Source organism: Rubritalea spongiae (genome assembly GCF_042652385.1).
Classification (GTDB): Bacteria; Verrucomicrobiota; Verrucomicrobiia; order Verrucomicrobiales; family Akkermansiaceae; genus Rubritalea; species Rubritalea spongiae.
Genome location: NZ_JBHSJM010000001.1, coordinates 1,733,392 through 1,752,601, shown reverse-complemented (window position 1 = coordinate 1,752,601; position 19,210 = coordinate 1,733,392). Strand labels below are relative to the sequence as shown.

Annotated in this window: 17 protein-coding genes and 1 pseudogene; 9 read left to right on the top strand and 9 right to left on the bottom strand. The window is 47.5% G+C overall.

Annotated features, from left to right (window positions below):
* Nucleotides 1-235: 235 nt before the first annotated feature.
* Nucleotides 236-775 carry an acyl-CoA thioesterase gene (locus tag ACFPK9_RS07935; RefSeq protein ID WP_377094310.1) on the bottom strand — a complete coding sequence of 180 codons (540 nt, stop codon included), beginning with the start codon at nt 773-775 and terminating at the stop codon, nt 236-238.
* 610 nt (nt 776-1,385) lie between these two features.
* Here ACFPK9_RS07935 and ACFPK9_RS07930 point away from each other — a divergent pair.
* The 3 genes from ACFPK9_RS07930 (at nt 1,386) to ACFPK9_RS07920 (ending at nt 3,865) form a co-directional block, all read left to right on the top strand.
* Nucleotides 1,386-2,444 carry an IS4 family transposase gene (locus ACFPK9_RS07930; protein WP_377092544.1) on the top strand — a complete coding sequence of 353 codons (1,059 nt, stop codon included), beginning with the start codon at nt 1,386-1,388 and terminating at the stop codon, nt 2,442-2,444.
* 1 nt (nt 2,445) lies between these two features.
* Nucleotides 2,446-2,727, top strand: coding sequence for a hypothetical protein (locus tag ACFPK9_RS07925; RefSeq protein ID WP_377094309.1), 282 nt, complete (start codon nt 2,446-2,448; stop codon nt 2,725-2,727).
* A gap of 94 nt (nt 2,728-2,821) precedes the next feature.
* Nucleotides 2,822-3,865 carry a fatty acid desaturase gene (locus ACFPK9_RS07920; RefSeq protein ID WP_377094308.1) on the top strand — a complete coding sequence of 348 codons (1,044 nt, stop codon included), beginning with the start codon at nt 2,822-2,824 and terminating at the stop codon, nt 3,863-3,865.
* On the opposite strand, the gene ACFPK9_RS07915 is transcribed toward ACFPK9_RS07920, so the two are convergent.
* The 3 genes from ACFPK9_RS07915 to map all read right to left on the bottom strand — a co-directional run bounded on the left by ACFPK9_RS07915 (nt 3,862) and on the right by map (nt 6,064).
* Nucleotides 3,862-4,254: a TM2 domain-containing protein gene (locus ACFPK9_RS07915; RefSeq protein ID WP_377094307.1), complete on the bottom strand. Its 393-nt coding sequence runs from the start codon at nt 4,252-4,254 to the stop codon at nt 3,862-3,864. The two genes, ACFPK9_RS07920 and ACFPK9_RS07915, sit on opposite strands and share 4 nt — an antisense overlap.
* 73 nt (nt 4,255-4,327) lie before the next feature.
* Nucleotides 4,328-5,095: a haloacid dehalogenase type II gene (locus ACFPK9_RS07910; protein ID WP_377094306.1), complete on the bottom strand. Its 768-nt coding sequence runs from the start codon at nt 5,093-5,095 to the stop codon at nt 4,328-4,330.
* A 180-nt stretch (nt 5,096-5,275) separates the two neighbouring features.
* Nucleotides 5,276-6,064: a type I methionyl aminopeptidase gene (gene map, locus ACFPK9_RS07905; protein ID WP_377094305.1), complete on the bottom strand. Its 789-nt coding sequence runs from the start codon at nt 6,062-6,064 to the stop codon at nt 5,276-5,278.
* 164 nt (nt 6,065-6,228) lie between these two features.
* On the opposite strand from map, the gene ACFPK9_RS07900 reads away from it, so the two are divergent.
* The 5 genes from ACFPK9_RS07900 to ACFPK9_RS07880 are packed head-to-tail and all read left to right on the top strand — an operon-like array spanning nt 6,229 to nt 11,170.
* A complete protein-coding gene (locus ACFPK9_RS07900) occupies nt 6,229-6,501 on the top strand; it encodes a helix-turn-helix transcriptional regulator (protein WP_377094304.1) in 273 nt (90 codons plus the stop codon).
* A gap of 19 nt (nt 6,502-6,520) precedes the next feature.
* Nucleotides 6,521-7,729 carry a cytochrome P450 gene (locus tag ACFPK9_RS07895; RefSeq protein ID WP_377094303.1) on the top strand — a complete coding sequence of 403 codons (1,209 nt, stop codon included), beginning with the start codon at nt 6,521-6,523 and terminating at the stop codon, nt 7,727-7,729.
* Entirely contained in the window at nt 7,726-8,646 is a 921-nt protein-coding gene (locus tag ACFPK9_RS07890; protein WP_377094302.1) for an NAD-dependent epimerase/dehydratase family protein, read from the top strand. The genes ACFPK9_RS07895 and ACFPK9_RS07890 overlap by 4 nt, the downstream gene beginning before the upstream one ends.
* Nucleotides 8,647-8,698: 52 nt before the next feature.
* Entirely contained in the window at nt 8,699-9,838 is a 1,140-nt protein-coding gene (locus ACFPK9_RS07885) for a glycine amidinotransferase (RefSeq protein ID WP_377094301.1), read from the top strand.
* A 12-nt stretch (nt 9,839-9,850) separates the two neighbouring features.
* Nucleotides 9,851-11,170, top strand: a complete 1,320-nt coding sequence (locus tag ACFPK9_RS07880; protein WP_377094300.1) for a preATP grasp domain-containing protein — start codon at nt 9,851-9,853, stop codon at nt 11,168-11,170.
* 74 nt (nt 11,171-11,244) lie between these two features.
* Here ACFPK9_RS07880 and ACFPK9_RS07875 read toward each other — a convergent pair whose 3' ends face one another.
* The 4 genes from ACFPK9_RS07875 to ACFPK9_RS07860 all read right to left on the bottom strand — a co-directional run bounded on the left by ACFPK9_RS07875 (nt 11,245) and on the right by ACFPK9_RS07860 (nt 16,794).
* The gene (locus tag ACFPK9_RS07875; RefSeq protein WP_377094299.1) at nt 11,245-11,895 is read right to left on the bottom strand and encodes a helix-turn-helix domain-containing protein; all 651 of its coding nucleotides are present in this window, start codon (nt 11,893-11,895) and stop codon (nt 11,245-11,247) included.
* A 213-nt stretch (nt 11,896-12,108) separates the two neighbouring features.
* Nucleotides 12,109-13,584: a glycoside hydrolase family protein gene (locus ACFPK9_RS07870; RefSeq protein WP_377094298.1), complete on the bottom strand. Its 1,476-nt coding sequence runs from the start codon at nt 13,582-13,584 to the stop codon at nt 12,109-12,111.
* A gap of 272 nt (nt 13,585-13,856) precedes the next feature.
* Nucleotides 13,857-14,831, bottom strand: coding sequence for an NAD(P)/FAD-dependent oxidoreductase (locus tag ACFPK9_RS07865; protein ID WP_377094297.1), 975 nt, complete (start codon nt 14,829-14,831; stop codon nt 13,857-13,859).
* A gap of 7 nt (nt 14,832-14,838) precedes the next feature.
* A complete protein-coding gene (locus tag ACFPK9_RS07860; protein ID WP_377094296.1) occupies nt 14,839-16,794 on the bottom strand; it encodes a LodA/GoxA family CTQ-dependent oxidase in 1,956 nt (651 codons plus the stop codon).
* Between the two features lie 288 nt (nt 16,795-17,082).
* On the opposite strand from ACFPK9_RS07860, the pseudogene ACFPK9_RS07855 reads away from it, so the two are divergent.
* Nucleotides 17,083-17,596: pseudogene (locus ACFPK9_RS07855) on the top strand (lyase family protein); the annotation flags it as partial.
* A gap of 117 nt (nt 17,597-17,713) precedes the next feature.
* On the opposite strand, the gene ACFPK9_RS07850 reads toward ACFPK9_RS07855, so the two are convergent.
* A complete protein-coding gene (locus ACFPK9_RS07850; RefSeq protein ID WP_377094295.1) occupies nt 17,714-19,084 on the bottom strand; it encodes a YiiX/YebB-like N1pC/P60 family cysteine hydrolase in 1,371 nt (456 codons plus the stop codon).
* Between the last annotated feature and the right edge of the window lie 126 nt (nt 19,085-19,210).

Sequence of the window (19,210 nt, the reverse complement as noted above, 5' to 3'; positions counted from 1 at the left end):
GCATTGAGCTGAATGTCCCCATACATCACCGTGACGCTCTATTGTTCGAATGCGGTGAGATGTTATGATTTTCTTGGGGGATTCATCTTGTAGGCGATTGTAACGATGGACGTGAGGTGTCGTGTTGGGAAAGTTTGGGCCTTCGCGTGGGGATAAACCAACATCTCCGCTGGACGGTTTGGAAAACCATCCCTGCCTGGCGGAAGGGTTTATCGATGTGTTAGGGTGGTGTACCTCACTGCAGATCCAGCACCACGCGGTGGTCTTTTAACGAATCGAGGTGTGCTTGGGCGTCGAAGCATGCTGCGTCGAACTCTCTGACGCGGGCGCGGGTGTTTTCGAGCTTACTTTTGGCGCGCACGAATCGGCGGACGTCTTGGTCGGAAGTCAGCCTGAGCTTCGGCACCATGGCATTTTTGCCATTGTCATCTTTGGCGACCATCACGAAGTAGGAAGAATTGCAGTGCTTGATTTCACCCGTCTGGATGTTCTCAGAAGTGACGCGAATACCAACCGTCATTGAGGTGCGCCCAACATAATTGACCCTCGCTTTGAGGCTTAATAATTCACCCACATTGACAGGGTTCTTGAAGTCAACTTTGTTGATCGAGGCTGTCACACAGTACTTGCCAGAGAACTTTGAAGCCGCCGCAAAGGCGATCTGGTCCATGAGATTAAGGATATAACCACCGTGGATTTTCCCACTAAAGTTGGAGTGGGACGGCAACATCAATTCAGTGAGTATGACACTCGATTCTTCAGGATCTTTGACCATGGTTTGATAGTACGTATTGGGGGACTGCGAGGAACCTAAAAGAGAAGAAGTCGAATGCAAGTTGATAGTGAGCGGCACACCGACTCAGAATACAGAGGGCAGCAGTTGTCTTTTAGAAATTCTATTAGTCGTTAGATGAAGAAGCATCGGAGGCTAAAAGTTAGGCTGATTACGACGTGTGATGTAGCGGGGGCGCTTATACCATTCTCCCGGCTATATTGTCGGAATGGATGATTTTGATGATTTTGATTTGAACGCTAGTCAGCGGAGCTGATTACAATAAAGAGCGGCATTACTTCGGCTTCATTTCTGCGTTTTTCCTCAGTCATGTAGCCTGCTACAATCCTTCGTCATGCCTTGAGATGAAGGCCAAATTAACACCGCCATTTCGACAATCTATCCACTCAAATGGTATTATCCCTCGCGTCAGGCTGTGCAGCTGTTTTCGGGGCTGTTTAGTATGCGGTCGTCGTGAAGGAAGGTAGTGCCAATCGTTAGAGGAGGTTGCTAAGCTGGCATTGATGGGATTATTGATCACACTACACGACAAAAAATCACAACTGCTTGTTAGATAAAACCTTGACTACAAGTGCCATGCCGCAAAATAGGCATGTCTTTACACATTTCTATACTAACAACTCTGAGACAGCAGGTTGGAGGGAATCTTTCACGTCTCAAGTGTCTCGCTGACATTATTTTTGCGATCACAAAGTCTCGATCTGTCAATTTGGTGAAGCTGGCCACGGATAGCCAAATGGAGTGCTCACAAAGTAGTCGTTACCGTCGGTTCCAAAGGTTCTTTGCCACATGGGAACTGCCCATGCTCGCTATCACGCAACTCATTTTGGGAAAAATCCCTAAACCTAAGGATGGCTATATTTTGAGTATTGATCGAACCAATTGGCAGTTCGGTAAAACTCACATCAACATCCTAACTATCGGAGTGATTGTGGGAAAAATAGCTGTTCCTCTCGTTTGGCAAACCTTACCACAGACTTCCAAACGAGGGAACTCCAACACAAAGCTACGCATTGGGCTAATGAGTAAACTTCTCGAAGTTCTGCCTGCCAAGGACATTTACTTCATTGCTATGGATCGCGAATTCCACGGGAAGAGGTGGCTTGCTTGGTTAGACAAGAAGGAAGTTACTTTTGTGTTGCGAATCAAAGCAAATACCATTGTTGGTGATCTACTCGCTATGGAGTGTAAACGCTCGCGGGTAGAACGCCAAAGTATCTGGGGAATGAATCTCTATTTTGGTAAAAAAGAAGTTCGAACACAACGTACCCAAACGCTTTACGTCGTGAGTAACCGTTTCAAAAGTAAGAAAGCTCTGAACGCCTATCAGCGTCGCTGGGGTATTGAAGTACTCTTTGGTCACTTCAAAAAGAAAGGGCTCAACATAGAAGACACTCATCTAAGGGAAGCAAAAAGAGTCGACACACTAGTAGCCGTGGTCACCCTAAGCTTCTTCTTCTGTTTTAGTTGGGGAGTCATTTTGAAGCATAACAAAACCCTGCCTGCTTATATAAAACGCAAGAGTTACTTCAGGGCTGGCCTCGAGCATGTGATTGAAATGCTCAATCACCCCAAACGCTTAGAGCAACTGTGGAATCAGTTTTTAGGATGGATTGATAATGGAGCTTTTCCCAAAAAAATTGTCGTGTAGTGTGATTATTGATGATGTAGTCCCATTTTTGATTAAAGTCTTCTTGGTTGCGGATGCGGTGGTCGAAGAAATCGCGTTGCCATTGGATATTACATTGTTTGGCGATGTAGCGTTTCCTCGATTTCATGAGCGTGGACATTCCGGCACTTTTGTGCCAACTGAAGCTGATGAGCATGTGGAGGTGGTCTGGCATGACCATGATGAGGAGGGGGTAGCATCTTTATTGTTCGCGGTAGAAGAGCCAAGCGTATATGAGCTGGGTGGCGGGGGAGTTTTTTCGTAATTTTTTGGTGAGAGAGTTTCTTTGGAGGGAGAATGATAGTGCGTGTTGTTATTTGTTTGCAGAGTGTGCTCGGATAGGCAAGAAGCCTCATCTTGTGAGTAAAGACACCCCTACAGACAAAGCCGAAGTCTTCAAAAACCCAAAGGCATGGCGAAAAATCGTGGTGAAATACCAACAGCCTGATTTAGCCAAGGCTTGTTGGCAGCTGGTAAATACTCTGGTTTCGTTCTTCGCGGTGTGGGTAGCCATGTATTTCGTGTATGAGATCTCGCCTTGGCTCACCATTCCGCTGATGTTGATTGGTGGTGGACTGGGCGTGCGCATCTTCATCATCTTCCACGATTGCGGTCACCAGTCGTTTTTTAAATCGCGCAGAGCCAATGATATCTGGGGTTATATCACAGGCGTGCTGGTGTTCACACCGTATCGATTTTGGCACTGGGAGCACCGGATTCACCACTCTACCACAGGGGATCTCGATGGTCGCGCTGAAGGCGATGTCTGGACGATGACGGTCAAAGAGTACGAGGAATCGACTTGGTCGATGCGGTTGCTTTACCGCTTGGTGAGAAATCCGTTCCTTCTCTTTACGGTTTCTCCGATGTTTCTCTTTTTGATTTGGTATCGATTTTCGGTAAAGAAGGCGAGTCGGAAGGATCGCCTGTCGGTGTTGTGGACCAATCTAGGGATCGCAGTGATGGTGGGTGCGGGTTGGTATCTTTTGGGGTGGCAGAAGTACTTGATTCTCCAGCTTGGCGTTAGCTTTGTTGCGAACTCAGCAGGTGTCTGGATTTTTTACGTCCAGCATCAGTTTGAAGATGTCTATTGGGCGCGCAATGAGGAATGGAACTTCGCCGCGGCGGCGCTGGAAGGGAGTTCCTTTTATAAATTGCCCAAAGTCCTGCAGTGGTTTTCAGGTAACATAGGTTTTCATCATATTCATCACCTGAGCTCACGCATTCCGAATTATCGATTAGAGGAATGCCACGACTCTGAGCCATTGTTCCAGCAGGTGCCGGCCATGACATTGCGCAGTAGTTTGGCTTGTCTCAAGTACCGTCTACACGATGAGGAGAACGGCCGGCTGGTGGGCTTTGATTATCTGAAGGACTACCGCAAAGCTCGGCTGGCGCCTTAACTTTGGCTATTGCGTAGGCTGATTTGTTCGTTGAGCGTGAAGAAATCGTAGACGTAGCCGACGCCGAAGAGTCCACCGGTGAAGAGCCAAATGAGGCCGGTGCCGATCTTGCCCATGTAGAAACGGTGGATGCCAAAGAGACCGAGGAAGGTCTGGAGAACCCACGCGATATTGTAGTCGACAGCCCCTGAGCGGTAGCGGAAATCGCATTGCTTATCCATGGAGGGGATGAGGAAGAGGTCGATGAGCCAGCCGATGCCTAACAAGCCAGCTGTAAAAAACCAGATCACGCCGGTGATGGGTTTGCCGTAGTAGAAGCGGTGTGCGCCAGTGAAGCCGAAAATCCAGAGAATATAGCCAATGGCTTTGGAGTGTGTGTCTGTTGACATAATGCTGTGCATTGAATGTAAAACAAGGGGCCGACCAATCAAGGACTAAAGGGGCACAGCTAGTAAGAGCCGATCACTCATCGAGGGTTTTTAACCATTCTGCAAGTTCGGTGATGGTGGCGACTTTTTTATCTACTGGGATCGCGAGCGGGTAGGTTGTTTTTCCTGGGCGGGTGACGAAGACACCTGTCATGCCTGCAGCTTTGATGCCGGCAATGTCCCAGCCGTGAGCAGCGACCATCATGGCTTCTTCTGGTTTCACATTCGCCTGTTCGAGCGCCCATTTGTAGGATGAAAGTGCAGGTTTGTAGGTTTTGATGTCTTCGACACTTAGGCGTGCCTCGAAGAATTCGATTAATCCTGCGTTTTCAAATTGTGTCTGGACACCTTTGTTCGAAGAGTTAGTGAAGCTGATTAGACGATAACCTTGGTCTTTGAGTGATTGGAGTCCTTCTTTCACATCTGGATGAGGTGGGAGGCTACGGAGCGGAGTGACGATAGCTTCACGCGCTTGTTCTTCGGTGGTTTCGATGTCGTTGTTTTTAGCAACCATCATAAGGGCGGCTACCCCGATGTCGGCAAATCCGTGGTAACGCTCGGTGGTAGTATCGACCAGTGAGTAGTGCAGCATGGTGGAGAACCAGAGAGGCAGGAGTTCTTCATTTCCTCCCAGAGCTTTGCCTACCGAGCTACGCATTTGTTCGAGGTCTAGCAGAGTCTCGTTGACATCAAAGAAGATCACTTTCGGGCGCTTGATCGCTGCTGGTTCCTGAGCAGATGTGTTTGAGACCATAAGGGTGAGAGTTGAGATGATAGTGGTTAGGGTAGTGATTAATTTCATGGTACTATCTGTGTGAGAAAACTTTAGAGAATTTATTCCGACAAGGTGTGGAGCTGGCGGACCGTGGAACCCGTATTTAAGAGGTATGCTGCTTACATACATGCTTGTGCAGGTCGTCATCTAATGCATACGGAGCTTTAACTTAGGTGTGTCTGTATGTTGTTGCTTTATTAAAGAATCCTATATTAATTCGCAATTAGCTAGTTTGTTAGATCGGTCTGTTAGGATTTCTGTTCCAAGTGTTGTGATTGCAACTGTGTGCTCAAATTGAGCGGCGAGTGAGCCATCTTTGGTAATCATCGTCCAACCGTCTTCTAGTAATTGGACTTCTTGGCTACCAAGGACTATAACAGGTTCGATGGTGAAGGTCATACCCTCCTCTATGGTGTTGCCTGAACCTTTCATTCCATAGTGGTTGACCCACGGGGGTTCGTGGAAATGTTCTCCTATTCCGTGACCGTCGAAGCGTTCGATTACTGTGCAGCCTTCTTCTCTTGTGAAGTCTTGGATAGCGGCTCCAATGTCTCCAAATGTGGATCCACAGCGTGCTGCCTGTATACCTCTAGTGAGGGCTTCGCGAGCTACTTCAACTAAGTGTTTCGCTTCTGCACTCGGCTTACCTACAAAGAAGGTGGCTGAGGTGTCGCCATGATAGCCTTGATAGAGGGAGGTCAGGTCGATGTTGATTATGTCTCCTTCTTCTAGGAATTCATTATCTTTAGGAATTCCGTGACAGACAACTTCATTGCGTGAGGTGCAGATGCTTTTAGGGAATCCCTGGTAATTGAGAGGAGCTGGCGTGGCTCCTTGTTTGATAGTGTCAAGGTGGACAAACTGATTCAAATCTTCAGTTGTGATTCCTGGGGTGATCCGTTCAGCAACGGCGAGCAGGGTGTTAGAAGCTACTTTTCCAGCTTGGCGCATTAGTTTCATTTGTGATGGGGATTTTTTGATGATTTTTTTGTTCATATAGTCAGTAGTTGTTACGATAGAGTCTATTTTTATAGACGTTTCATTGTCTAACTGTTTTTTTGTTATATTGGTAGTGTGCTTATTGACAGAATGTTCTGAATCTGTTAGATAGTATTTTGTGACGGAGTTACGTTGCGATAAACAAAAAACCTAATTAAGAAATGACATACGATCATATTGTATCAAAAATGCCAGCTAACCGTATTTCTGAATTGCTTAAACGAGCACCTATAGATGCGGAAAGTCCTGAGAAATTATCTGAGCTTACTGGGATATCTCTTGAGAATATCAAGTTGATTGAAGCTGGTAAACTGGAGCCAACGTTGAATATGGCATATAAGCTTTCTGCCGCATTTCGTATTCCTTTAGAGAATTTGTATGCTGACGAGCAAAAGGTATCTACGAGCTTTAGTTCGGAGAAGAAAGGATGCTGATCAAAGAAGCTATTTTAGAATGAAGTACACGCCCTTGCATCCAGATACCTTAGCTGACCCTTTTGCTGTATATGCAGAGATTCGGCGTGAGCACCCTGTGTTTTGGCATGAGGAGCTTCACGCTTGGATTGTGAGTGGGTATAGGGACTGCAAGAGCGTTTTAGCTGCTCCTGATGTATTTTCACGGAATCCAATGCGGGTGTTAGGCTTAGGAGAGCAAGATATAGAAGAAATGACGATCCAGTCACATGATCCTCCTCATAGTATGCCGCTGCGGCGTGCGATTAGCACAGCGTTTGAACATGTGGATGTGGAGGAGATTTGTCAGGAGTCTGTGTCACTTCTGGAGGAGTTATTTGCCCGCCAAGTGAATCGTGGTCACTTTGATTTTATGGAAGAGGTGGCGGCACCAGTAGCGCTTGATTTTGCGACGCGACTCGTAGGTGTGAGGGGGCTCTCTGTAGAGCGCTATAGCAGGATGTTTACGGAAATTACGCGAGCAATGGATAGTGCATTAGAGCCTCAACGACAGAGAGCTGGTGAATTGGCTACTGAGGAGTTAAATAAAGTGGTGAATCTTTCGATGGAGCATTTTTTGCCAGGGAGTGTGCTTGCTGGACTACACGCTCAAGATGCTATAAAATCGATGTCTTTTGGCTATGTGCGCAATACTGTGTCAGCGATGTTCAATGCAGCTTACAGTACAGCTTATACATCGATGGGGAGCTTTTTAAACTTAGGCTTACAGGATCCAAGTTTAGTTGCTGAGATCAAAGAATGCGATTCTATGACGGGAGTGGTTCAAGAGTTGTTACGCCTAACCAGTCCAGCTCAAGCTACGATGCGGTTTGCTGCGCAGGATGTTTCTCTGGGGGGAGAGAAGATTCGAAAGACAGATCCGCTTATTACATTATTGGCTTCTGCGAATAGGGACTCTGAGATGTTTATGGATGCAGATAAATTTAATCCGGATCGTAATGCGAAGGCCCATCTTGGCTTCGGCTGGGGTCCACATTTTTGTGTTGGAGCGATGCCTGCACAGTTATTTCTTAGACATTATATCGAGCGCCTTGGGTGGATGACTTCACAGGTTATTTTATCTGGTGGGGCAGAGTGGATGGATACGGTTACTTTGCGCTGTTTGGCTTCACTTGATTTAGAGGCTATAGAGTATGGTGAGGACGGTGTCGAATCCGAGGATGTGGAGTGTTTTGTTACTGGAGGATGAAGACACTAGTTACAGGCGGTTCTGGTTATATAGGAACTCACATACTGAAGCATTTATTAGAGCAGTGTCATGAGGTAACAGTAGTGACACGTCATCCTGAGAAGCTGAGCCGTGGAGGTTATGGTGATGGATTAACCATTGTGGAAGCGGATCTGGAAGATCCTAGCTGGTATAGGTCTGTGTTAGAGGGGCAGGACTGCTGTATTTATGCTGCACTCGTGTGGGGAGATGAGCGGCGAGAAATAGAAGGGTATGATGCGAGTATTACTGCACGCTTTTTTGAAGCTGTAGGTCAAGCGAAGGTTCGTCGTGCTATTTATCTATCCTCGACAGCGGTGCATCGTGGGTCTGTGGGACGGATTAATGAGAGCGCAGTGTATAGCAGCCAAGAGCTTTATGGGGCGACTAAGGCTGCTGGAGAAATGTTTTTCCGGGCTGCGTGTGCGCGTCATGCAATTTCGAGTGTAGTAGTGCGACCTGGTCCCGTGGTGGGACGTCCCGCATTTGATGATGCGGCGTTTCGTGGTCCACAGCAAGTGCATGCTCTAGTGGAGGAGGCGTTTACGAGTGGCTTACTAACAGTAGGGCAGCGTGGTTGTTTTCAGCTGTGTGATGTGCATGTGTTGGCACAGTTATTGGCTCAGCTGACAAGGAGTGAGAGTGTTGATTCTACTTATTTCTGTGTAGGTGTAGAGTCTCTGTCTTGGGAGGGTGTAGCGGAGCTTATCGCTGTACGCACGGGCGGAGAAATACGACTCAGCCTAGAGAATGAGGAGCGTAGGGAGACGCCATACTTTCAGACGGATCGGATGCAGGCATTTTTGGGCCGTGAGACATACTCAACACAAGCATTGATAGAGCATCTGGACTATTTGATTGATAAAGAAATGAATAGGAACTCTGGGGTAGTTTCTTAAGTGTTGTAGTGTGGAGTTGGAGTGAATTTTTTTAATATAATAAGAACTAGATATGTTGAATAGTTTTGATGAATGGTCACCATTACGAGAGGTGATAGTAGGTAGTGCTAAGAATTATTGCTCGCATGACCGAGAGGTTTCATTTGATTTATTTTTTCATGAGAATTTGTTCCGAAGTGATTGGGCATACCCTCGTTTGAAAAGCTCTACTCAGAAGCAAGTGAAAGAGCGTGAGTGGACGATCAAGAAGCGTTACGTGGATGAGCTGAATGAGGATGTGGAGGGGTTGGCCGATACTCTCGAGATGCTGGGTGTGAAAGTGCTTCGGCCAATTCCATTACCAGAAGATGCTGAGGCGATTCGTGGTTTCGGGTGGGAGGCGTTACCAGTACCGGCATTGAACATTCGAGATAACACGCTTTTACTAGGTAATGAGATCATTGAGACTCCTCCTGCAGTTCGTTCGCGTTATCTCGAGACGCGTTTATTGTCGAAGGTGTTTCGCGAGTATTACGATGCAGGGGCAAAGTGGACGACTATGCCGAGACCGATGCTGACAGATCGTTCTTTTGATTTGTCCTATGCGCGTTCGACTGAGACCACTCTAGGTGGCCCTACGGAGCCGATTGAAAACCCGCAATCATCGCCATTTGATGTCGGTTATGAAATGATTTTGGATGGAGCTCAGGTGTTACGTTTGGGAAAAGATTTGATCGTGAATATAGCTAATGCAAATCATGCGAGTGCATGTGAGTGGCTAGAGCGTCATTTAGGAGACCGTTATCGAGTACATCGAGTGCACCAAATGAGTGATAATCACATTGATAGTATGATTTTGGCGTTAAAGCCTGGTGTTTTTTTAGTACGTGATCAGCGAGTGAGAGAGTTTTTACCAGAGCCATTCAAGAAGTGGAAATGCATTATCCCTCCCGAGCCGACGGAGAATCAATTTCCAGTCTACGATGACGGAGATTTGTTACTCACATCTCCTTATATTGATTTGAATGTTTTGTCCATTGACCCTGAGACAGTTTTAGTGAATGAGGATTGCCCGAGTGTGATTCAAGCTTTGGAAAAAGAAAACTTTACTGTGGTGCCAGTAAGGCATCGTCACAGACGGCTATTTGGTGGAGGTTTTCATTGCTTCACGCTCGATACTGTGCGCGATGGTACACTAGAAGATTATAGATAATATCATTAGTTTATGTCGTGTAATCGTCTTATTGTTGCCAACCACATTGATCCTTCATTACTAAAGCAGCCTGATCAACGAACATTCACGCAACGTGTGTTCTGGTTGTTAGAGGAAGGTGATGTAGTTATTGTGTCTTCCGAGCCAGATCGCCTATTTCTCAAGCATGTTTGTGGATATTTGGGGATTTCTGATGACTCTCTAACTTTCATTCTTGTTGGCCAGAGTGAGAATGAAGGTCGTGTGTTTGAGCCTCGTGCTTTACTTGAACCATTATTTCTTCATAAGTTAGAGGATTATGCGGAGCATTGTACGGAGCTTGTGAGTTTATGGCCGAGTGTTCAGGTGGCTGAATTGGCTCAGTGCTTGGGAATTGAGCATGTGTATCCAGGATCGGCGTTTTTTAGTCAAGGTGGGGCTGCATTTGCTAATAGTAAGTCGAGTTTTCGAGTGCTGGCAGCGTCTGCCGAAGTTCCGATTCCTAAAGGTGGTGTTTGCCAAACTCAAGAAGAGTTGCCTGATCGTATTCAATGGTTACTTAAAGGGGCAGATGGGGTGATGGTGAAACAGTCACACAATGGGGCAGGTGCTGGGTGTGCGGTGATTTCTAAAGGGTCACATTTAGTTCCTCGTACGGCGGGCTCGATCTGGACTAACGATCTTGGTGAATTAGAGGACAGTATGGAATCTTTATGGCATTGGTCGTCTGTGGCTGGCCGTTTTCCTGTCGTGGTTGAAGAGTTGTGTTTAGGTTATCGAACCGTGTGGTTTGAGTTTGAATCGCGTGACGATGGAGTTGCTTTGCGCGCTATTGGTGGGCTTGAATATGAAGCTGGGAAAATGGTGCGTGAACATACGCCGCTGCAATGGGATGTGCATCCGGTGGGTCTAGAAAAAGCTCGAATAGATGCCCATCGCCTAGCTAGTAGTTATCATGCCATAGGTTATCGCGGATATTTAAGTGCTGACGGCTTGATCAATGATGATGGTGATTATGTGTTTACAGAAATGAATGCTCGTATTGGTGGTTCTTTACCGATTTATGGAGGTGTGTGGGAACGAGTGGTACATGCTGGACAATCCGTGGATCGGTATGTCGTGCAGCACCTTTCTCCAAACCATTGGCCAAATCTTGCGACGGAGGAATTGTTACGTAGGTTGGATTCTGCTGGGTTATTGTATGATCAAGAATCACGTACTGGAGCAGTGTTAGGTATTCCTCCATTACGTGAAATCGGGAACGGAAGTTTCTTGCTGATTATTGTGGCAATGGACGCTGAGGATCAGAATCAGCTATTTTCTCGCATCGAAACAGCGCTAGGTGCTTCATGAGGTGTTTAGGTGTGTGAGTTAAGGTGAAGGTCTGCGCCCAATCGCTGTTCTTTGCTGCTTAGGATTTTTAGATACTATGTCATGATTCCGCCACCACTTGGGTCGTGGTCATCATGGTCTCTGCGTGAGTAGTACCAATATTTCATAAAATTACGGTGATCCTCATCGCTAATGGTAGAAGGGTCGTATCGAATACGGCGTTTGCGATAGAGTTTGGCTGTGGCACGCATTTTGTGTCCTTTTTGGATACCTCTCCGAATTTCATTTTCTGTTCTTCTCCACTTCTTAAAGGTTCGTTTGCCTTTATATCTGTTACCTCTATTGTGGCGCGGTTCTTGCGCGAAGATGTTTGCGGTATCTTTTCCTGATCCTCCATATTGATTGCCGAAGATATGGCCTGCATCAGGCTTCATGTTAGACGTGCGGGGTGGCTGGATGTAGCTGGATCTTCCTCGGTAGGATTCATCCTCATTCGTGTATGAAAGAGAGACTTCTTCTGGGTAGAATGAATTAGGGTCCTGAACGTAGTCTCGTGTTTTTTTACTCGTTCCCGAGCCTTTCCCTAGATCCTTTTTATCGCGCTCGGCATGGTAAACATCGACATTTCTTAGACGTCTAAAATGGGATATGCTATGATTTTTGGGGTCATTGCACATAGGGTCGGAGCAGCCTGGTACACCACAGAACCGTTGTACGACTCCTTTAAGTTGTAGGGGCTGCACCATAGTGCATGCGGGGCATGAGCAGCTTTTTTGGTGTACACCCTTTAGCTGCGAAGTTTCGTATCTATGGTCTTTAAACGGAGGGGGGGAGCTATTTTTCGTTTTGCTTGATCGGTTCGGGTGAGCTTCTTGCTTTGTTTCGTGTAGGAACATTTTATGTTAGACGTCATTCATTTGCCAATTTGCAAGCTAAGTGAAGAGTAGCTTTTTATTTGATTAGGCCCCTAATGGACACACCGCATTTACATGCCAGCTAACATCGTTTCTGACTGTGATGCCAGCTTTTACTTTATGAGCAGGTAGGTAACACACTGCATCCCAATTGTTTTTCACTTTGCTTTGCATAGAAAGAGCTACGCCGGGAGTGACTTTCATCATGCCAGACCTCGGCCTTGTTTCAGATGCCGCTGCAGCTATAGTGCCAACTACTGCGTCATTTTGGACGAGCTGGATTGGGTAGGTGGCGTAGTTTTTTACTGTGATACTAGCATTTGGAGCTTGATAGGTTTTTAGAGGGAGTAATGAACTAGGCCAAGTGATCTTGACTGCTGGCGCATTACCAGCTGATGGAGGAGGACTTGTTGGGCTGCTCGGCGTCGACGCGATGGTGTGTACAGGCTTGGATGCTGCGGTAGCGTATACACTAGCTAGATTGCTGGCGCCACCATTTGTGGTCTCAGTAAGGGTGAGGGCTCCACTGTTGTTGCTTACTGAGTAGAGACCGAAGCCTGCTCCTTCTTCAAGCATTTGGAAGGCGATTTGGCCAGAGAGTTGAGGGTAGAGTTCAGTGCGCGTGTACATTTCTGGGACAATTTTCCAATCGCGAGGAGTGGAGGAGAGGCCGCCAGTTTCACTGAGAATCACTGGTACTGGTAGAGGGCTAGCCTCAATAGCAAGTCCATCATAGGAGGACATTGGGTTACCATTGAGGTAGCGGTAGGTATTGATGCCAATGTAGTCCATTCTCTCAGTGCTATCTCCGCTAGCATAGTATTGGGCAATGATATCAGTGCCGATAATGCCGACCTCGTAGTCGTTTGGGTTCGTAGTTGTCCAAGAGCTTTGTGGCCCATCTTGCATGGCACATCCTACTGGAATGGTGCGGTAGTTGTTTGTGCTGATGTGGTGTTTCACGTCCCGTGCGAAGGAGCGCATCGCTTGGGCAACCTTCAATTCAAGATTGATCGTCATTTGGACGATTTCTGCATCCGTCTGATTGGGGGTATCTTGATGTAAGTTGGCTGCTTGTTGGCCTGGAAATTCTACTTCGTTACCTACGGAAAAGCAGAGAGTGTTCTCGTAGTTACTAAACTCATCGACAAGTTGTGCCGCATGATTAAATGTGGACTGAGTGTATTCAGCGTTCATACGCTTTATAGAGTATATGGAAGTGGCGAGACCGAGCATGACGTAGATGCCATTTTTTGAAAGTTCTTCCATTACCTTACTATGGCTGTTCTTCGGGTTTGCTTGATACACGCGAATCATATTCACATTCAGCTTTAACAGCTGTGGAATGACGGTTTTCTTTATGAAGTCGATGTGCGTGTCAGAGAGAATATCATCGATTTGTAAAGCTGGGACATCTTTAGCTGAGAGAGCTACACCTCTGACAATAAACCTTTCATTTATTGAGGTGGTATAGAGAGCTTTACCCTTGATAGTGACGACTGGAGTTTTTGTTAGATTCATGGAATTTTATTTTTCAATCTGTTAGATATTTTCATGCAATCTAACAAAAATCAATATATAGTTATGTTAGATTGTGTGTAATTTATTTTGGCTAAACGATTAGAGGTGTTTATGTCTACTCATTCAGAGCATATTAAGGAGGACTTCAGAACTATCTCAAAATTCTATGGGTATGCGCTTTTCAGGTGTTGAGGACTACGATCACTTCACGAAAAGGAAAATATTATTCGTGCCATAGTCGAGAGTAGCGGAGTGGGTACTGAGTGCGGTTATCAGTAGCTTCGAACGAGGCTTGAAGGGGTAGTGATGCGCCTCTGCCAAAAATCAGATTTAAAACGTTTAAAACCAAGTGTATAGAGTTGTCTACGTTCGGTTAGATAGGCGTTGTAGTGTTGTTCGATCTCGGTGGGTTTAGAACCGCTCTCATGGGGGAGGCTCGAGATTGTTTCTAGGGTATTGCGCAGTGCTTCTGCGACCCCACGGCCAGTCAGGGGGTCATATGAGGCGCGGGCGTTGCCGATATGATGGTGAGAGTGGCTGACGAGTGCACATGTTACGGAAGTTGCGTGAATCGGGCTCTGCATCTGCGCAGACATGAGGATGCTCACTAGGCTAGGCGGTAGCATTTCTTGCCAAACATGCTCTTTGTTGAGTCCTTTGATAGTTTCACGATCTGTTAGGAAACCAAGTCCAATAATGCCTCCAGGAGCAGGCTGTGCATACCACCATCCGTGAGGTGTGGCTTCGATCCGAAGGCGTAGATCAAGTACATTCTGGCAATGGTAGTTACGGGTGAATGCGATCAGCTTGTCGGTAATGATAGCTTTTTTTGCAGTCTCTGATCCAGTTGCGGTGAGAATGATATCGGCCTGTCTAGCTTCTTTAGTAAATTGCACTCCTAGTATCTGAGCGTGATTGCGCAGTGCGGAGTCGAAGTGGTCTCTGCGGGTACTCCAAGCATGGCCGTGTGGATTCAGCATAGCATCGCTATATTCTTCTTCCTCAGTGGACCAGCGAGATATAGTCCCAGGAACTGGCTGAGCGACCTTGCTGAGCCAGGAGCGGTCGAGTCCGATCTGGCGGAGGTAGTAGAGGACATCTGGGCCAAGCGCCTCAATGCGCTGTAGTGGAGAAGCGCGGGGGCGCTCTTGGATTAAAACCGAATGACCTTCTCGTGCGAGCCATGAGGCTGCGAAAAGGCCGGCGGGTCCAGCCCCTTGGATGAGGACATCAGTATGGGATGACATCGGTGGCTTATGGCTTTTGGAAGCGAATGTTTTTCATGTCCTTTCTGTCGTTTTCATCTTTGAATCCAGCCTGCTGAGCTGCATGTGTAGCGGCAGCCTGTTTGGTAGATTTGCGCACGCTGGAAGCCGCTGATTGGACTGATTTTTCTAACTCTTTGGGCACCGTCTGGACGTATATGGTGGTAGGTACGCCATCGAGGTCTGTTGGGCCTGGACGAGCTTCGATGATTCCCATCTTGCTGAAGTAACTGACCATAAGAGAGAGCTGCTCTTTACTGTTGTGAGTGGGCATAGTGGCGTACCAGGATTCACGGTGGAGGAAAGCATTACGGCGTTCTACAGGATTATTGCTGGTGTTCATGAGAGTCTGGTAATCTTCCTCGGTGAGGACTTGGTTTGGTACATGTGCAGGCCAGAATGTGGGAATAGTCGAGTCATATGACTTGGTATAGCCAGAGCGGCAGCCTGCGGTGTCTACTTGCCAAGGGACTAACATCCAGCGGGTGAGTCCACCTGGTCCTTGAGCGTTGAGAGGTCCATCGACGGCTAGGGCGATGTCTTGTGTGAGGTGGCTGCCGAAGTCGAGTTGCGGTAATCCTCCTTTATTGCGCTTAATACGGAATGGGGCTTGGTACATGGTGATGTGGCGCATTGGCCAGGTGAGTTCGATACCTGGGTGGAAGGCGTCGGCAGCACAGAAGTGCAGGGAAGCCTTAGTGAGAGACATCGGCTGTTCGGCAAGTGGTACTTGGTCGATGTTCTGCGGTGGAGCAGCGACTTCGGCCCAGTCGGCTACAAAGTCGCCGAGCATCCAAGCTTTCAGCGATTTTTCAAGGAGGTCAGGTAGGAGGAGGTAGATTTCGGCTGAAAGGTCGTCATCATAGGAGCCGAAGGCATCGCCGTAAAGCCACGGCCATGTACGTGGGTTCGCGCCTGGATTGTCCTGAGCTGGGCGGAAGGAATTATAGATTTCTCGGCGTAAGCCTCCAAATGCATCACGCTCGCCATGGATCCGGCAGAGCTTGTCGATGAATGACGGGTTTTCGAAGTTGAGTGGACCATCGGCCCCAAACATAGTAGCGAAGCCTGCGTTTACCCATTGTAGTCCAGATAGGCGCTGGAGGATCGGGTAGACGTGCTTGGTAAAGGACACTTTTGTTGGAGCGTCGAGCATAGCATTCTTAATGAAGAGCTCCTCGAGGAGTTCGTACATGGTGCGCCAGCCGATGATGTCGGGCGCAAACTTGGGGGGGCCAAAGGCTACCCAGGCTCCCTCGACAGGGATCTCGGATCCATTGATCGTAACGGTGGCATCGACTGGTCCATCAGAGGTGTCGTCATGCCATCCGATGGCATTGCCAAAGCCATTGTTTTGCGCCGGGTTGAAGGCTGGCATGCCTGTAGGTGAGTTTGACACGCCATGACCACCGAGGACAAGTAGGCGTCCTGCGTCATCGGTGCGGAGTTCACCTAAGTAGACTTTCTCTCCCATAAATGTGCCACTGTCGAAGCGTGCACCTTGCTCTTGATTTTTGCTTGAAATGCTGCGCAAGCCAGGATCGATGATCAAGGCTGCACGATCTTCAGGATCGACCACATTTGGGTTGCGACGCGGCATTTTGATGTCCTTTGCTTGCTTGAGGTCGAGAGCGACACTGAATTCATACCAAGCCGACTTGAGGTTTGCGATGTGCGCCTGCCATTCGATTTCGGCATTATCTGCTGTGAGCTCGGCCACAACTTCGCCACCGGCATCGTAGCCGTAGATGCGGAATTGCACTGCTTCTCGCTTTATTGCTCCAGTTGCATCGCGGTAGCTATGCGGTGGTCGAGGTGCAGGGGTACTCACTTGTGGTGTGAGATAATATTCACTAGTTGCATTGCCCACTCTGCCAACACCAATTGCAGGGTGAATTTCAGCACGGACAATACGAGATAAATCAGAGTTAGATGAGTCAGACATAGTAGAGTTTTTTTATGAAGAATAGATTGGAAATAAGGAGTGGAGGGGATCTCGCAGTTGATTCCAATTTACAAAATGGACACGTAATCTATCTAACTGTTAGGCTGATAGTGTAAAGGATATTTCTATCGGTTAAGCCTTAGGCCGTATGAGAGTATTGTATCATAGCGCGTCGGCGTGTACTGCTGAGTAGAAGTGCTTGGCTGGAAACATTCTCTGAGGTTTGGCTTTGTGCGTTCGACCTATGTTAGTTCTTGGGGAGCGCAGACTCAGCGTTCTATTCAGAATTTTCCGTTGGTGGTGTGGCAGACGGGTTCAGGCACGCAGACGAGTATGAATAGTAATGAAGTGATTGCGAACCGTTGCCATGTGTTAGGAGGGGGACTGGGGGAAGGTGGGGGCATTCGAATGATGACGTGGACAAGTCGCAGTCGTCGAACGATACATTTCTGACGGCGATGCACATCGCGGCGTACAAAGTGCTAGTGGAGCAGACGCTGCTGAAGGTGAAGACGCTGCGTGATATGTTGGCTGCGAAATGAAGGATGTGGTAAAAATTGGGCGGACTCACTGGATGGATGCTACGCCGCTCACCTTGGGGCAAGAGTTTTTGGGCTATGTGGCGCAGCTTGATTACGGCCTCAGAGCTCTTAAGCATTCTTTGTTTCATTTGAGTGAGTTAGCTCTAGGGGGGACAGCAGTGGGAACTGGGTTGCATGTACCGAAGGGGTACGCAGAAGCAGTAGCGGAGACGATAGCAGAACTCACTGGTTTGCCATTTAAAACAGCTCCTAATAAATTTTAATAGTCTACGCGCTTATAATCATTGATGCACTTCGACTCTAATGATGAAGGGTCTCGTTAGAAATACATCGCTTCAAATTATGTGTGTTTGTTTCACTGGTGAAAGTGGCTGTATTTACTTTTTGGAGGCAAGCTCACGCATGAGTTCTTCGACACGTTTCTTACCTTGAGGGCCTATTAAAATATTTGCCCTATGGGGGAAGTTGAGTGGGTCTTCGTCGACATAGAGGACGAATTCGAATGAGTCTGGTTGTTGGTTCAGCCAATAGTTCACGATGTCGTCCGCGCTCAGAGTTACATGGCCACCACGCTTGGTCAGAGGGAAGTCAAAACCGTTGAGCCCCATGAGGGCACGGTAGATTACTTCGGTGCAAACTTGACGGCTGGCATCTGCAAAATCGAATCTGAAGTCGTATTCCTGTCCTAGGTAAGAAAATGTACGGCCAGTGTGCCTCGCACGGTCGGTGATTGATAGGCTCGGTCTTAAAACTAACATGCGATTGATGTGGGTATCCATGATGTAGTCTAAGTTGCTGAATTTGACTCCTTCGGCCACGGCTTCGATCAAATTTGCTGGGAGACCTTGTTTTGTTTCTTCAGTGAGCAAATTTCTCTTAAGTTTTTTTGCTTCACGGCTCCCTCCTACCATCACTACTTGGTCAAGGTTTTGAACGATTTGCTGTCGCTGTGTCCTTGTTCCGATGTAGGTCATCCCATGTTTAAAGGCACCGGGAATGAAGACATCACTGGCATATCCTGCGGTGTAAGTTAGGATAATATCACCGGGCTGAAGCTGGCTGATAAGTTCATCTTTCTGTTTCTTGCTAAAGGAAAGTGGTTGAGCAGTAGGCTTCTTGAGGCGACTCACTCGATAAAATAATTCTGCTTGAGCCGTATAGGCTACTTTGTCGAAATCGTCTTCAATGCGCCGAGTAATGTGTTTAGTTTCACGTCTAGGTAAAGATTTTAAGGCGCCTGCTAGTTCTGCGTAGGTATTGGCTGGGATTTCTGTTCGAGGGTATGCTTGGTTTAGCTTGTTGATGGCAACGGGATCATCAGCAAAGGTGGTGACGAGAAATTGGGCTTGCTCGAACGCCAGCTGATTCGCCTCGGTTCGTAGGGCGAGAGCTTGGTCACCGGTGCTTGAACCTTGTTTAGCATTGCGATACCGATCCGCGATGTCGTTTAGCTGATGGTGCGCGGTGTGAAATCGGAAGAGGAGTAGTTCGATTCTGTCGCTCTCTTGAGCTGAGAAGTAGCCACGTGAACTCCATTGGCCTGCATCTTTTAAATCGAGAAAATCCTGTTTGAGAGAATGGTTATGGGACTTAATAGAGGCGGTGACTCGTTGATCCTTCGGTAATCTATCGGCCATTGAGGTTTCAGAAAGTGCTGGTTGGCGGTGAGGAGGCGTTTGGCATCCAGAGAGCACGAATGAGATGAACAGGACAGGAATGAACCATAGAACGGTAGAGAGTTTTGCCATTGGGAGTGGCTACACGCTTGTTGAGTTTTCGACAAGCATAGCGAGTGTTGTTGCTGGTATAGTTTTCTAGCGTTGGAGTTTTGCTGGAATGGGTACGAGGCGGGGGATTGTTCTTGTATCTGGTTC

Bases quoted from the DNA above. Each gene is read 5' to 3' on its own strand.
- ACFPK9_RS07935 (WP_377094310.1), bottom strand. From the start codon at position 775: ATGGTCAAAGATCCTGAAGAATCGAGTGTCATACTCACTGAATTGATG.
- ACFPK9_RS07930 (WP_377092544.1), top strand. From the start codon at position 1,386: ATGTCTTTACACATTTCTATACTAACAACTCTGAGACAGCAGGTTGGA.
- ACFPK9_RS07915 (WP_377094307.1), bottom strand. From the start codon at position 4,254: ATGTCAACAGACACACACTCCAAAGCCATTGGCTATATTCTCTGGATT.
- ACFPK9_RS07910 (WP_377094306.1), bottom strand. From the start codon at position 5,095: ATGAAATTAATCACTACCCTAACCACTATCATCTCAACTCTCACCCTT.
- map (WP_377094305.1), bottom strand. From the start codon at position 6,064: ATGAACAAAAAAATCATCAAAAAATCCCCATCACAAATGAAACTAATG.
- ACFPK9_RS07900 (WP_377094304.1), top strand. From the start codon at position 6,229: ATGACATACGATCATATTGTATCAAAAATGCCAGCTAACCGTATTTCT.
- ACFPK9_RS07895 (WP_377094303.1), top strand. From the start codon at position 6,521: ATGAAGTACACGCCCTTGCATCCAGATACCTTAGCTGACCCTTTTGCT.
- ACFPK9_RS07890 (WP_377094302.1), top strand. From the start codon at position 7,726: ATGAAGACACTAGTTACAGGCGGTTCTGGTTATATAGGAACTCACATA.
- ACFPK9_RS07885 (WP_377094301.1), top strand. From the start codon at position 8,699: ATGTTGAATAGTTTTGATGAATGGTCACCATTACGAGAGGTGATAGTA.
- ACFPK9_RS07880 (WP_377094300.1), top strand. From the start codon at position 9,851: ATGTCGTGTAATCGTCTTATTGTTGCCAACCACATTGATCCTTCATTA.
- ACFPK9_RS07875 (WP_377094299.1), bottom strand. From the start codon at position 11,895: ATGGTGCAGCCCCTACAACTTAAAGGAGTCGTACAACGGTTCTGTGGT.
- ACFPK9_RS07870 (WP_377094298.1), bottom strand. From the start codon at position 13,584: ATGAATCTAACAAAAACTCCAGTCGTCACTATCAAGGGTAAAGCTCTC.
- ACFPK9_RS07865 (WP_377094297.1), bottom strand. From the start codon at position 14,831: ATGTCATCCCATACTGATGTCCTCATCCAAGGGGCTGGACCCGCCGGC.
- ACFPK9_RS07860 (WP_377094296.1), bottom strand. From the start codon at position 16,794: ATGTCTGACTCATCTAACTCTGATTTATCTCGTATTGTCCGTGCTGAA.
- ACFPK9_RS07850 (WP_377094295.1), bottom strand. From the start codon at position 19,084: ATGGCAAAACTCTCTACCGTTCTATGGTTCATTCCTGTCCTGTTCATC.